At 43.6% G+C, this 14,059-nt stretch carries 14 protein-coding genes; 11 read left to right on the top strand and 3 right to left on the bottom strand.

Annotated features, from left to right (window positions below):
* The 7 genes from IM485_RS05335 to IM485_RS05305 form a co-directional block, all read left to right on the top strand.
* A partial coding sequence (locus IM485_RS05335) for a hypothetical protein (RefSeq protein WP_287741785.1) occupies positions 1–338 on the top strand: 338 nt, incomplete at its 5' end.
* Positions 307–1,218 (top strand): RluA family pseudouridine synthase, encoded by a 912-nt coding sequence (locus tag IM485_RS05330; protein WP_287741783.1) that lies wholly within the window; start codon positions 307–309, stop codon positions 1,216–1,218. The genes IM485_RS05335 and IM485_RS05330, both read left to right, overlap by 32 nt.
* The gene (locus IM485_RS05325) at positions 1,167–1,433 is read left to right on the top strand and encodes a hypothetical protein (RefSeq protein WP_287741781.1); all 267 of its coding nucleotides are present in this window, start codon (positions 1,167–1,169) and stop codon (positions 1,431–1,433) included. The genes IM485_RS05330 and IM485_RS05325 overlap by 52 nt, the downstream gene beginning before the upstream one ends.
* Positions 1,434–1,537: 104 nt before the next feature.
* Positions 1,538–3,700, top strand: coding sequence for a molecular chaperone DnaK (dnaK, locus tag IM485_RS05320; RefSeq protein ID WP_287741779.1), 2,163 nt, complete (start codon positions 1,538–1,540; stop codon positions 3,698–3,700).
* Positions 3,701–3,922: 222 nt separating this feature from the next.
* Positions 3,923–4,798 carry a J domain-containing protein gene (locus IM485_RS05315; protein WP_104396159.1) on the top strand — a complete coding sequence of 292 codons (876 nt, stop codon included), beginning with the start codon at positions 3,923–3,925 and terminating at the stop codon, positions 4,796–4,798.
* 104 nt (positions 4,799–4,902) lie between these two features.
* A complete protein-coding gene (locus tag IM485_RS05310) occupies positions 4,903–6,051 on the top strand; it encodes a quinone-dependent dihydroorotate dehydrogenase (protein ID WP_104396160.1) in 1,149 nt (382 codons plus the stop codon).
* A 175-nt stretch (positions 6,052–6,226) separates the two neighbouring features.
* The gene (locus IM485_RS05305; RefSeq protein ID WP_287741771.1) at positions 6,227–7,816 is read left to right on the top strand and encodes a DUF3352 domain-containing protein; all 1,590 of its coding nucleotides are present in this window, start codon (positions 6,227–6,229) and stop codon (positions 7,814–7,816) included.
* On the opposite strand, the gene IM485_RS05300 is transcribed toward IM485_RS05305, so the two are convergent.
* Together IM485_RS05300 and IM485_RS05295 are read right to left on the bottom strand one after the other, a co-directional pair.
* The gene (locus tag IM485_RS05300) at positions 7,790–9,037 is read right to left on the bottom strand and encodes a bifunctional folylpolyglutamate synthase/dihydrofolate synthase (RefSeq protein WP_287741768.1); all 1,248 of its coding nucleotides are present in this window, start codon (positions 9,035–9,037) and stop codon (positions 7,790–7,792) included. The two genes, IM485_RS05305 and IM485_RS05300, sit on opposite strands and share 27 nt — an antisense overlap.
* Before the next feature lie 83 nt (positions 9,038–9,120).
* Positions 9,121–9,846 carry a 2-phosphosulfolactate phosphatase family protein gene (locus IM485_RS05295; RefSeq protein WP_002759138.1) on the bottom strand — a complete coding sequence of 242 codons (726 nt, stop codon included), beginning with the start codon at positions 9,844–9,846 and terminating at the stop codon, positions 9,121–9,123.
* A gap of 467 nt (positions 9,847–10,313) precedes the next feature.
* Here IM485_RS05295 and IM485_RS05290 point away from each other — a divergent pair, with 467 nt between their 5' ends.
* Positions 10,314–10,730, top strand: coding sequence for a XisH family protein (locus IM485_RS05290; protein ID WP_002751648.1), 417 nt, complete (start codon positions 10,314–10,316; stop codon positions 10,728–10,730).
* A complete protein-coding gene (locus tag IM485_RS05285) occupies positions 10,718–11,053 on the top strand; it encodes a XisI protein (RefSeq protein ID WP_002748301.1) in 336 nt (111 codons plus the stop codon). The genes IM485_RS05290 and IM485_RS05285 overlap by 13 nt, the downstream gene beginning before the upstream one ends.
* A gap of 643 nt (positions 11,054–11,696) precedes the next feature.
* On the opposite strand, the gene IM485_RS05280 is transcribed toward IM485_RS05285, so the two are convergent.
* Entirely contained in the window at positions 11,697–13,283 is a 1,587-nt protein-coding gene (locus IM485_RS05280) for a pentapeptide repeat-containing protein (protein WP_147069042.1), read from the bottom strand.
* Positions 13,284–13,446: 163 nt separating this feature from the next.
* Between IM485_RS05280 and IM485_RS05275 the strand changes: the two genes are divergently transcribed.
* Together IM485_RS05275 and IM485_RS05270 are read left to right on the top strand one after the other, a co-directional pair.
* Positions 13,447–13,620, top strand: coding sequence for a hypothetical protein (locus tag IM485_RS05275; protein WP_164502961.1), 174 nt, complete (start codon positions 13,447–13,449; stop codon positions 13,618–13,620).
* Between the two features lie 198 nt (positions 13,621–13,818).
* On the top strand, positions 13,819–13,944 hold the full coding sequence (locus IM485_RS05270; protein ID WP_272948718.1) for a hypothetical protein: 126 nt from the start codon (positions 13,819–13,821) through the stop codon (positions 13,942–13,944).
* Positions 13,945–14,059 lie beyond the last annotated feature (115 nt).

Genomic DNA, 14,059 nt, shown 5'->3' with positions numbered 1-14,059 from the left:
TCAGTTATCAGTCATCAGTCATCAGTTATCAGTTATCAGTTATCAGTTATCAGTTATCAGTTATCAGTTCACTGAGAAAACACCCCACACCCCACACCCTACACCCCACACCCTACACCCCACACCCTACACCCCACTTCCCCACACCCCACACCCTACACCCCACACCCTACACCCCACTTCCCCACACCCCACACCCCACACCCCACACCCCACACCCCACACCCCACACCCTACACCCCACACCCTACACCCCACACCCCACACCCCACACCCCACACCCCACACCCCACACCCACTACCCCAATGCCCAATCAAGGCTGGATTTATCAAGATAAAATTAGCAAAAATCAGGCAGGATTAAGCCTATTAGCCTACTATGCGGGCAAATATCCCCATTCTAGCCCAGAAGAATGGCTTGATCGCATTTTATCAGCAGCAATTCTAGTCAACGGTCGTCCCGCTTGCCCCGATACAGTCTTGGAAATCGGGCAGCAATTGACCTATCAGCGCCCGCCGTGGACAGAACCAGATGTACCGCTCTTTTTTGAGGTACTCTACGAGGATGCCGAGGTGTTAGTGGTGGCGAAACCTTCGGGATTACCGGTGTTAGCGGGGGGTGGATTTCTCGAACATACTCTCATCCATCTGGTACATCAGCATTATGCCGATGTCACTCCCTATCCAATTCATCGTCTTGGTCGCGGCACTTCGGGGATAGTCTTAATGGCGAAATCAAAGCCCGCTAGAGCTAAATTGAGTCAACAGATGCGAGAGGGGAAAATTACCAAAATATATCGAGCTTTAGTGGGTCGGGGCGACATACCGGATAACTTTACTATTAATCAAGCGATCGGGAAAATCGCCCATCCCATTTTAGGCTACGTTTACGGTGCGCTCACAGATGGGTTATCGGCCCGCAGCGATGGTCGAGTCTTAAAAAAACATCCCGATAGTACCCTATTAGAAGTACAAATTTTTACGGGCAGACCCCATCAAATTCGCATTCATCTGGCCTTTTTTGGCTATCCCTTAATCGGTGATCCCTTGTATGGTCTGGGGGGATTACCGCGACCGGATGCAGTGCCGGGAGATTGTGGTTATTATCTCCATGCCAATCAAATCCTTTTTAATCATCCTAGTACAGGGGAAAGAATCTCTATTTGTTGTCCAGCACCGCCGGAATCAGTTATCAGTTATCAGTTATCAGTTCACTGAGAAAACTCCCCACACCCTACACCCCACACCCCACACCCTACACCCCACACCCCACACCCCACACCCCACACCCCACACCCCACACCCTGCCCCCAGGAAAAACTTTTTGCCGCAGCCCCTATTTAAAACCCCCCAAGCCGGATGACAAGCGATCACTAAAAGACCACTTCGGTAATCACACCCTCAATCGCCCCGAAGCGAGAGCGAGAACCTAAGACAATTCGATACAATATTGTCAACAAGCATTAAGCGATTTAAACTATCGATCGAAGGTAAAAGTCCCGAAGTTATCGAAATCTAGGGGGAGACAAAAACAAGCATGGGTAGAGTAGTAGGCATTGATCTAGGGACAACTAACTCCGTCGTCGCCGTGATGGAAGGCGGAAAGCCAGTGGTCATCGCCAACTCGGAGGGCATGAGAACCACTCCTTCTGTGGTCGGTTTTAATAAAGATGGGGAGTTAGTGGTCGGTCAAATGGCCCGGCGACAGGGGGTACTTAATCCCCAAAACACCTACTATGCAATCAAACGCTACATAGGTCGTCGCTACTCGGAATTAAACCCCGAATCGAAGCGCGTCCCCTACACCATCCGCCGGGATGAGATGGGCAATATCAAAATTAAATGTCCCCGTCTGCAAAAAGAATTCGCCCCCGAAGAAATTTCCGCCCTAGTTTTACGCCGATTAGCCGAAGAAGCCAGCCGTTATCTAGGGGAAGAAGTGACCGGGGCCGTCATCACCGTCCCCGCCTATTTTAACGACTCCCAACGTCAAGCCACCCGGGATGCGGGCCGAATTGCCGGGTTAGAAGTGCTGCGGATTCTCAACGAACCCACCGCCGCTGCCCTAGCCTACGGTCTCGATGAACAGGAAAGCAAGAAAATCCTCGTTTTTGACCTGGGGGGCGGTACTTTTGATGTTTCTATCCTGGAAGTGGGTGACGGCGTTTTTGAGGTGAAAGCCACCAGTGGCGACACCCAATTAGGCGGTAATGATTTCGATAAGAGAATCGTCGATTGGTTAGCCAATCAATTTTTGGAACAGGAAGGCGTGGAGCTGCGCCAAGACCGGCAAGCACTACAAAGACTGACAGAAGCGGCAGAAAAAGCCAAAATTGAACTATCTGGGGTCAGCGTCACCGATATTAATCTGCCCTTTATCATCGCCACGGAAGACGGACCCAAACACATCGAAACTCGCCTGAGTCGGGCCCAATTTGAGGAATTATGCGGCGATTTAATCAGTCGTCTCCGTCGTCCTCTCAAACGGGCCCTTTCCGATGCCGGTTTGTCCCCCGTCCAACTAGACGAAGTGGTACTGGTGGGCGGCGGCACGCGGATGCCGGTGGTGAAGGATTTGGTGCGGAGTTTTATCGATAGGGAACCCAATCAAAATGTTAACCCTGATGAGGTTGTAGCGGTCGGGGCGGCTATTCAAGCGGGAATTTTGGGCGGCGAGGTCAAAGACGTGCTGCTCCTCGATGTGACCCCTTTATCCTTGGGTTTAGAAACCATCGGCGGTGTGATGAAAAAGTTAATCCCCCGCAATACCACTATTCCCGTCCGCAGATCTGACCTTTTTTCTACTTCCGAAAATAATCAAACTGTGGTGGAAATTCACGTCTTGCAGGGGGAAAGGGAAATGGCCAGCGATAATAAATCCCTGGGACGTTTTAAATTAACCGGTATCCCCCCCGCACCCCGGGGTATTCCCCAAGTGCAGGTGTCCCTCGATATCGATGCTAACGGGATTCTACAAGTCACCGCTAGGGATAAAATGACCGGACGGGAGCAAAGTGTCACCATTCAAGGCGCTTCTACCCTCAGCGAAGGGGAAATTAACCGCATGATCGGCGATGCTGCCCGATTTGCGGAAGCAGATCGTACCCGTCGCGAAAAGGTGGATAAACGCAATCGCGCCCGCTCTCTGGTGGATCAAGCTCAACGACGCTTAAAAGATGTTACTCTCGATTTTGGTAATGAGTTCACCCGTTCCTATCGTCGTCAAATTGAGTCTTTGAGTACGGAAATTATCGACGCTTTGGAGAAAAATGATGACCGTCGCATCGATCGCGCCCAGGCGGATCTACAGGATGTTATCTATGAACTAAATCGCGAGGTACGCCTACAATACGACGAGGAAGACGAGGGCTTTTTTAGCGCTATTCGCAAGACTTTTACCGGGGATAAGGAAGATGAGCTTCCCTATGAACCGCGTCGCGATCGTTATCGTCAGGATTATCGTCCGGGTACACCGGGTTATCAGAGTGATTATCGACCCAATTATTCGGCTAATCAAGATAGTTATCGCCCCCCCAATCAGGACAATTACTATAATGGCCGCGATACCGATTGGTCAAGTCCCCCCCCTTCGGAGGAAAAAAGTTATAACAATAGTAAAAGTAACCGCAGCGGTGGCAATCGTTCCCGCAATATCCCCCCCCAAAATTACTGGGATGATGACGATGATGCTTGGTTTTAATCAGTGATCAGTAAACAGTGATCAGTAAACAGTAAACAGTAATCAGTAATCAGTAAACAGTAATCAGTAATCAGTAATCAGTAAAAAGACAGTGGGAAACTACTATTTAATACTGCTCGCTTAATACATACTGCTCACTTAAAACTCAAATCTGATAACTGATAACCGATAACTGATAACTGATAACTGATAACCGATAACTGATAACTGATAACTGAATATATGCCACAATTAGTTAATTATTATGATGTTTTAGGAGTATCTCGCACGGCTACCAGTGACGAGATCAAAAAGGCTTTTCGACGACTGGCTCGCCAATATCATCCTGATGTTAATCCGGGGGATAAATCGGCCGAAGAAAAGTTTAAAGATATTAATGAAGCTTATGATGTTCTCTCCGATGAAGAAAAACGGGTTGAGTATAATCGTTCCTTGACGGGGATTAAGCGCCGTGGGATACGTCCGGGGGAAAAAGCCAATAGTAACGGTAATGGAAAAATCCCCCGTACAGAACAGGATCTATGGAAGTTTAAAGATTTTAATAACCTTAATACTAAGCGTGCTAAAATTGCCTCCTCTCCCCGTTTAACTCGTCGAGATGTGGAAGCAAAATTAACTTTACCTTTAGAGAAAGCCTATCAAGGTGGCAGACAAAGAATTCGTCTGGAAGATGGTAGATCAATAGAGGTTGATATGCCGGCAGCCATGATCGATGGGCAGAAAATTCGTCTCAAAGGTCAGGGTATTGAAGGGGGTGATTTATATTTAAAAATAACTATCGCTAGGCATCCTTTTTTTAGGATTCAAGGTTCCGATCTTGTCTGTCAAGTACCGATTACTCCTAGCGAGGCAATTGTGGGCGGTTTTGTGGAAGTTCCTACCATTGACGGTTTAGTTAAAATGATGATTCCTAAGGGATTAAAAAGTGGTCAAAGATTACGTTTAGCTAATAAAGGTTATCCCACTTCCCAAGGAGAAAGGGGCGATCAATTAGTGGAAATTCTCTTAGTTAATCCTCCCAATCCTAGCCCTGAAGAATTAGAACTTTATCAAAAAATACGGGCGATCGAAACTTTTAATCCTCGCCAAGGTTTATAAAGATTATGCTAGGTGGGTTACGGCAAATTGGAAATTTTTTGTCAAAAACATAACTTGTTCTTGCCTAACCCACCCTACACCTAACCCTTAATTCCTGTCTTCTTATGACAAATATAATTGACACAATTAAACCTTTTTATCCTCTAGCTTTCAAGGCTATTCGGGGCAATTTAGAGGGAACACAAAAACAATTATTAAATACTCTGCAAAAAATTGATCGCTCGCGGGGGGAATTTTGGGGACAATGGTTAATCTCCCAATTAGCAGAATCCCTCTGTTTTAGCGATTCTCGCCTATCTCAAAGCCTCTGGGGGTTAAATTTCCCCAATCCCGTCGGATTGGCGGCAGGATTCGATAAAGACGGTTTAGGGGCAGGACTTTGGCATAATTTCGGCTTTGGTTTTGCCGAGGTGGGTGCTGTCACCCTAGAAGGGCAACCGGGCAACCCAAAACCGAGATTATTTCGTTTACCAAAAGATTTGGCTGGATTAAACCGTATGGGGGCAAATAACCTCGGTGCGCCGGTTCTAGCGGCAACTCTCCAGCAATCTTGGCAACGACAACCCCGACAGATTCCCATCGGTATTAACCTCTGTAAATCGAAAAATACGCCCCTAGAAAAGGCTCCGGAGGACTATTTAGGCAGTTTTCGCTATTTATTCCCCCATGCTGATTATTTTGTCGTTAATGTTAGTTCTCCCAATACTCCCGGTTTGCGTTCCCTGCAAAGTGGGGAACAACTCGATAAAATCCTCGACATTTTACAAACAGAAAATCAAGGCAGAAAACCTCTATTAGTGAAAATTTCTCCCGATTTGGAATGGGAAGATATCAGAACAATTATCGAGTTAGCTTTCTCCTATCAATTAGCCGGAATTGTCGCTACTAATACCACCACTAAACGCACGGGATTAAAAACCACAATTCTGCCTGAAACTGGTAAACCAATCACTGAAGAAGCAGGGGGAATTAGTGGGCAACCTTTGCGGGAACGTTCCACGGAAGTGATCCGTTTTATCTATCGGCAAACCCAAGGCAATTTACCAATAATTGGAGTGGGAGGCATTTTTTCTCTCGATGATGCTTGGGAAAAAATTACCGCCGGTGCGAGTTTATTACAGATTTATACCGGTTGGTTATACCGAGGACCCTGGCTAGTATCAAATATTTTACAAGGATTAACAGAAAAATTAGAGGCTAATGGGTTGACTAATATTAATCAAGCGGTGGGTTGGCAAGCTAACCAAGAATGAGCCAATTTTCTCCGGTAATTAGCAATAATTTCGGAAAAATTAGCTAAAATTTTACCCGTTCCCTTTGGGGATAAGATAAGATAATTAGGATAACTACAATAGGACTGCTCTAGAGACTACAACCAGAGACAAATTGATCGCCAAGTATGGAACTTTTTAACCAAACCACAATTCTATGTCAAAAAAATCATTTTTACCCGGTTGTTTAGTCGTCCTAGGACTAACAGCAGTAACCGCAGGAGGTGTCTATCTTTATCTACGAGGACAACTTCCTTGGCAAAGATTCACCCCCTTGCAATCGGCAAAAGTTATCCCAGAAACTGCCTTTGCTAGTAGTTTTGTCTCCACGGATGCAAAAGCTTGGTCAGTGTTAGCTAAATATGGTACACCAGAATCACGAACTGCGGTTAGTCAAGGACTAGAAGAATTACAAAAAAATATCTTCACTGATAAGATTGATTATCAACGGGATATCGAACCTTGGATCGGTAGTATTAGCTTTGCTTTCCTTCCCGCAGCTACCCCCGGACAATCGGAATTATTAACGGTTATCGGGATCAAAGATAAAATTAAAGCGTCAGAATTCCAGAAAAAACTAGGACAACAAGTTAATCGCAAAACTAGCACCAGTGACTACAAAGGTATTACAATTACTTCTATAGATTGGCAGGATAATACCACCATTTATACTGCCGTTACTGGTGATTTTTTGTTGATATCCTACGATAAAAAGGTGTTAGAAGCGGCGATCAATACCTACCAAGGACAGCCATCTTTTAGCAGTAAACCGGAAGTGAGAAAACTGCTTTCCCAATCCCTCAACCTACCCAATACCCTAGCAACAATTTATATTGATGATTATGCCAAAATCTTGGGACCAGATGCTAATTTATCTCCCCAAAGTCGGCAAGAATTAGCAAAAATTCAGGATATTGTCGCAGGAGTGGGTGTCACCGATACGGGATTACAGTTACAAATGGTGGCTAAACTTGCCCCTGAAACTATTTCTACCCTACCTTCCCCCAGCAGAAATCAAGTTTTAAATTATTTACCCGGAGATACCATCGCACTTTGGAGCGGTAATAATCTTAAACAGGGATGGGAAGAAGCAGAAAAACAGTCCCAAACTAACCCAGAATTACAAGTTTTTCTGCGTCAGATCCGTGAGAATTTTCAGATGGCAACCCTTGACGCGGATAAAGAAGTTTTCAACTGGATGGATCGAGAATTTGCCTTCGGAATTATCCCCAACCAGCAAGCAGTGGGAGGGTTAGGTTTTGGGGGAATGATGATCTGGCAAACCGGCGATCATAAAGCGGCAAAAATTACCCTCGATAAGTTAAATGAATTGGTGAAAACTGTTCCCTTTATCACCATAAAAAACAGTCAAATTTCTGGTCAAGATGTGACTGAATGGAAAGCGGAAGAACAAGCACTTTTAACCTATGCTTGGCCTAATAATGATACCCTAAAAATGACCGTCGGAATTCCCTATCAACCCCAACCGAATCAACCGATTAGCAAAAGTGAGAATTTCCAAGCATCGATCGCCAATTTGCCTAAAAATAATCTCGGTTATTTTTTCATCGATGTGGAGCAAATCATCGCTAAAGCAGGGGGAATTAATAATCTTCCTGCCACGGAATTAACCCCGGAAGCAAAAGCCTTTTTAGAATCGGTACGCGGGATCGGAATTACTGCCACTATGCCTGATAAAACCACCAGTAAAATTGATGTTTTATTTTCCCTGAAACAAACTCCCTAAAAAGTAACCGACTAGATAAAGCGATCCACAGAGAATTATCCGACTATCGGCAGATTCTTGGATGGCTTTTTTTAGTCCTAAAAACACATCGGAACAAGTCTCTAGGTGAGATAATTCTGGACAAATTGAAGCCGCTAATTCCGCTAAGGTTTCAGGATTAGCACTGCTATGATCGGGGACGGGAACTAAATATAAACTATCGCCTTTTCTTAATAAAGCTTGGAATATTTCCCGATGATCTTTAGTCGATAAAATACCCATCACCCAGATAATTTTTGGAGCCTTTAAACTATCTACATACTGCCTTAAACCAATAGCAGCAGCAGGATTATGAGCGCCATCTATTAAAATTTCTCGCTGACACCAATTAACGGTTTGTAAACGTCCTAACCAGCGAGTTTTTGCCATTCCTTCCTGCACGACTTCATCGCTAATTTGCCAACCTTGCTGACGCAAAATATTAACAACAGCGATCGCTATAGCGGAATTAGTTAGTTGAAAATCTCCCGCTAAGGATAAAGGGTATTCTAAACCTTGATATTTAGCACGATTATCGGCAATTTTTTCGGCAGCTTCTACCCATACCGTTGGACAATTTAACAGCTTGATTCTCTCCCTAACTACTCCCTGCGCTGATTCCGGTAATTGTCCGATAACTGCGGGACAATTCGCTTTTAATATCCCCGCTTTCTCCCCGGCAATATCGGCAACCGTGGGACCTAAATTTTGCCAATGTTCCCGACTAATAGAAGTGATGACAGTAACTAAAGGTTGAGCGCAAACATTAGTCGCATCTAATCTTCCTCCTAAACCCACTTCCATCACGGCAATATCCACCTTTTCCCGGGCAAAATACAGCCAAGCAGCGGCAGTAATTACCTCAAATTGAGTAGGACTTTCCTGCTGGGGATCGATAAGCGATTTTATATCTTTAAGCAGGTTTTCTAAAGTCGCGGTTTCAATATTTTCGCCATTGATAGAGATTCTTTCTGTCCAATCAATTAAATGGGGAGAAATATAACGTCCGACTTTATAACCGGCAGTGCTGAGAATAGAAGATAGATAGGCACAAACTGAACCTTTGCCATTAGTTCCCGTGACATGAATAATCGGAATTTTATTTTGGGGATTGCCTAAAATCTCCAGCAGATTTTTTATTCTTTCTAAACCGAGATTGACCCCAAAACGCTGAAAAGATTGCAGTAAAGAATCGATAGTCATGGTTGGCAAACTATAAATAAAGGAATCCGGCTAGGATCGATACTCCTACCGGCACTGATGACCCTTTCTCTGGGTGATAATGTCTAAAGTTTGACTAAAATGCTCGGTTCTTTTTGGATCGGTAAAACATCAAGAGAGTCAATATTAGCGCAGTATTTTAAATCTTCTTGACAGTGGAGACGCAAGAGGCGCTGACCGTGACTACAACTGTGGAACATTCCTAAAAGATCATTTTGCCATTGACGATAAAGAGCGATCGAGGCGATAACCTCATCATTACCGATCGCCATTTGCCCCGATTGTTCTTGTAGCGCATCGGCGATCGCTCCAGCACAGGCCGTATCTTCCAAAGAATAACCCCCTTCCCAACCAGAGCCAACAATCCAGACGGTTTCGGGCTGCCTATCCAATAAGTAATTAACCGCAGCTTGCCGATTGATCATAGCCGCAGTGATCACGATCGGGGATTCTTCCACTCTTTGCAGAGCGCGAGTGCCGTTAGTGGTGCTGATAAACAGACGACGACCTTTCATTAAATCAGGGGTACAATCGAGGGGAGAATTGCCCAGATCGCAGCCTTCCACTTTCGCACCGCCTCTTTCTCCTGCCCGGAGACGTTTTTCTGGTTGCCAGGTATCGCTCACCTGCATCAGGGTTTTCAGATCGCTAAAGGTTTGCACTGCTTCTGCACCGGCATTGAGGGCAGTGGCGATCGTGGTTGTCGCTCTTAAAACATCGATAACGACGGCGCAATCGGGTAGAGTATGGACGGGGGTAAGTTCGGGAGTATGATAAATGAAAACCTGCACGATTTATACCAAGTAAAAAGTAAAAGGGGAAATAAGCTCAACATACCGCCGCTCGGCGTCGCGCTGGCAGAAGAAAGACAAGGCCGATTTTATCACGATGGATGTCAGCTAGTTAAGCTGTTCTTAATTCAAATTGCTGGTGGAGATCAGGCAAGGGGGGGGCTAATCTAAGAATAAGCGGTTTAAATACGTCTTAGCTTAGGGACTTGCGCTTTGATAATGTACCTTTTGGGCGAACGCAGTTCGCCCCTACATTGTGGACAAAATCCGTTACTGTAGGGGCGCAAAGCTTGCGCCCTCCGATCGATTGGGATATTATTCTCACGCAAGTCCCTTATCACTTGAAATGCCCACGCGGATCACAAAATTGGCCAATTGTCAATAGGGTTTGAGATGCTCTCACCCTGTCGCTCGTCATGACTAAATGTTATAATTAATAATTATTATGCCTGCTAACCTCAAGATTCATGTCTGCTAAAGATCGTTTTCATGGTGCAGTGAGAAAAGGATTAGAAAAAGAGGGTTGGATCATTACGGATGACCCTTTAAGGATTGAAGTGGGTGATGTAGAAATGTATGTCGATTTAGGAGCAGAGCAACTGATAGCCGCAGAAAAAGATAATGAAAAGATAGCCGTTGAAATTAAAAGTTTTATCGGTAAATCCAGCATTTCAGAATTTCATACTGCCATTGGACAATTCTTTAATTATCGTGTTGCTTTAGAAGAAAAAGAACCTAAAAGACAGTTATATTTAGCTGTTCCCTTAGATATTTATTATAGTTTTTTTGAATTGCGATTTATTCAAACTGTCGTTAAAAGATTTCAAATTTACCTGATTATTTATGATCCGATTGGGGAGGTAATTGTCGAATGGAAAAATTAGAACAATATCGTCACTATGTCAAGCAAGTCATTACTGAATATTCTCAGATAGGTTCATCTAAAGATCCGATTGAACAACAATTGATTTTTGATACAGTTGGCGATCACTATCAATTGATGTATGTTGGCTGGAAAAATAGACGAAGATATCATGGTTGTGTTTTGCATCTCGATATTAAAAAAGGTAAAATCTGGATACAACATGATGGCACTGAGGTGGGAATTGCCAATGAATTAGTTAATTTAGGCGTTCCTAAAGAAGATATTGTTTTAGCCTTTCATGAACCCCTAGTCAGAGAATATACAGGGTTTGCGGTGGGTTAATCAAAGAGGGCGAATGCAATTCGCCCCTACAATAATATTATTGCGCCAATGGTAGGGGCGCACCGTGGTCAGTGAGTTTATCGAACTGCGTGCGCCCAAAATGTCCTATAGATATTTCGACAAAATTGAGATGCACCCAAATTATCCCTATTCTTCTTCCTTCCACACAAAAACCAGAAGAGCCAATTCGCCTAACCTAATCATAAGGTTAAGCGACAAACAGGATCAGCAAGAGACTTCGATTTTTTTACCTTGCTGATCTCTGTATTTCTTGGTTAACAAAACTTAACAATTATCGGCAAAATTTTGCTTGCTTTTGTCGGCAGATTTTGCGATAATATTTTTAAAAGATTTTATTCATAATGGGAATCTATGCGTCTAAAAAAATTTTGCACAGATTCCCATTATATAAAAAGCATAGCGCAAGTCGCCGGCAAAGTCAAGTCCTTTCCCATTACTTATGGGTTGGCTGAAAAAGTAGGGGCGATCGCCAGTTTAGATACAAGGTTTTTGAGCCACTAGCTTGAAAATCTTGCAGCTGCTTGGCCAAACAGGCCGCCAAACCCCTTATCTCGTCTATATTTCACATTTATTCAGCCAACCCTACCTAAATCTCTGCTGAAGGTGGATATCAAAGGCTGTTTTAAACTAATACTTTACTGCGATCGTTAGAATTATCCCCAAAAATTGCCCCTCGTCGAATCAAATCCTGTTTTTGTTCACGGGTGATCCCCGTTGCACCGATAAAGATAGCCTTTTTAACTTTCGCCCCACTCAGGTCAGCTTCACTCAGGTCAGCCTCACTCAGGATAGCCCCACTCAGGTTAGCCTTACTCAGGAAAGCCCCTCTCAGGTTAGCCTCTCTCAGGTTAGCCCCTCTCAGGATAGCCCCACTCAGGTAAGCCCCACTCAGGTTAGCTTCACTCAGGTTAGCCTCACTCAGGTTAGCCCCTCTCAGGATAGCCCCACTCAGGATAGCCCCTCTCAGGTCAGCCCCTCTCAGGTCAGCCCCACTCAGGTTAGCCTCACTCAGGTTAGCCCCTCTCAGGTAAGCCCCTCTCAGGTAAGCCCCACTCAGGTCAGCTTCACTCAGGATAGCCTCAATCAGGATAGCCTCACTCAGTTTAGCCCCACTCAGGTTAGCCTTTCTCAGGTCAGCCCCACTCAGGTTAGCCTCTCTCAGTTTAGCCCCACTCAGGATAGCATCACTCAGGAAAGCCCCTCTCAGGATAGCCCCACTCAGGTAAGCCCCACTCAGGTTAGCTTCACTCAGGTTAGCCTCACTCAGGTTAGCCCCTCTCAGGATAGCCCCACTCAGGTCAGCCTTTCTCAGGTCAGCTTCAATCAGGTCAGCTTCAATCAGGTCAGCACCACTCAGGTTAGCCTCTTTCAGATGAATCCTTCCAAATCTTCTTATAATGCGCTGGGGGAAGTTAGGTTTTTTAATAGATTCAATTAGTTTATTGTTAATTTCTTTAGATGCTTCATTTGTACTTACTGTCTTGACAATCAAGGGGTTTGCTGACGATTCTTCTGCCAGTTGCTTTGGTGATTCTGCTAAATTTTGTCCTATGATAGTAGATTTTAAATAGGTTATCTCATCTGCATTAACATCACCTGCTATGGTAAAAGCTAAACAATTATCTTCGGTAAATTGAACATTTTCAACTGTAATATCTCCCGAAATTTTGTTCAAGTCACCCGATTTGAATAGGGATTCAATTTTTTCTAAACTTTTTTGAGAACCCTTGAGAGTTAATTTGATACTACCTTGTTCTATGTCAGTTATTGTCATTTCCTGATCATCGGTTATTTTTCTTAAAAGTTCTAATAGCGTTAATATCTGTTCCTTTTTATTTTCAGAAGCAGTAAAAACCACAGCACCAGAAAATTTTCCGTCATAATTTGTGTTTTTTTGATTACATTCTGGTTGTAATTTCCATCGACTTAAAGCAGTAATCAGATTACTCTTTCCAATCTTTTCACCTGTTTGCTCTGACAAGATTTTAAATAAACTAGAAGCCGCATTCTTGATTGACTGTTCTTCTGTCCTAATTTCTTCCGCTAGATCACGATATGTTTTATCATCAAAAATACATTTTAATATTTTTGTCTCCACGTCCGTTAATACCTTGTTTGTACGCTTTTTTTTCAGATCATTAACCAGCATTTCTAATTCAGTCCATGAAAGGGGTTTAATTTCAGTCATTTTTAGTTCATTCATCATCATTTTTTAAGGGTTGCAGGACTTAAGATTACTTTTCAGTACCCTGTCAGGTTACTTGAGAGTACCTAAAAAAAGTACCATTTTTAGGACTTTTGAGTAACGACAAATAATCAGATTTTTTTTAATCTAGAGATAGTTAACCTCCTAGGTAAAAGGATTGATGATTATGTATAAATATTGGTTAAAGTACAGAGAAGACCTTGTTAGTCTTGCCAAAATTATCAGCACCATATTTGCGATCGCATCATTTTTAGGCTTCTCTTTTCCAGAGAAATTTCAACCCACTCCCTGCCAACCGACGGCAATTGTTGAAACCACGGAAGTTAGCACTAACAATTAGTCAAAGCGCAAAATTATCCTAACCTAATCATAGCTTAGGCGACAAACAGGATCAGCAAGAGACTTCGATTTTTTGACCTTGCTGATCTCTGTATTTTTTTGTTAACAAAACTTAACAATTATCGGCAAAATTTCGCTTGCTTTTCTCGGCAGATTTTGCGATAATATTTTTAAAAGATTTTATTCATAATGGAAATCTGTGGGTCTAAAAAATTTTTGCACAGATTCCGATTATAAGAAAAGCATAGCGCAAGTCGCCGGCAAAGTCAAGTCCTTTCCCATTAATTATGGGTTGGCTGAAAAAGTAGAAGCGATCGCCGGTTAAGATACAAGGTTTTTGAGCCACGATTCTCTCAAAATCTTGCACCTTTTTCGCAAAACAGTCCCCTAAAACCCTTATCTCGTCTATATTTCACATTTATTCAGCAGAGCCTATTTAG

Source organism: Microcystis sp. M169S2 (assembly GCF_020245865.1).
Classification (GTDB): Bacteria; Cyanobacteriota; Cyanobacteriia; order Cyanobacteriales; family Microcystaceae; genus Microcystis; species Microcystis ichthyoblabe_A.
Note: the sequence above shows the minus strand (reverse complement) of the source record. Positions and strands in the feature narration are given on the sequence as shown.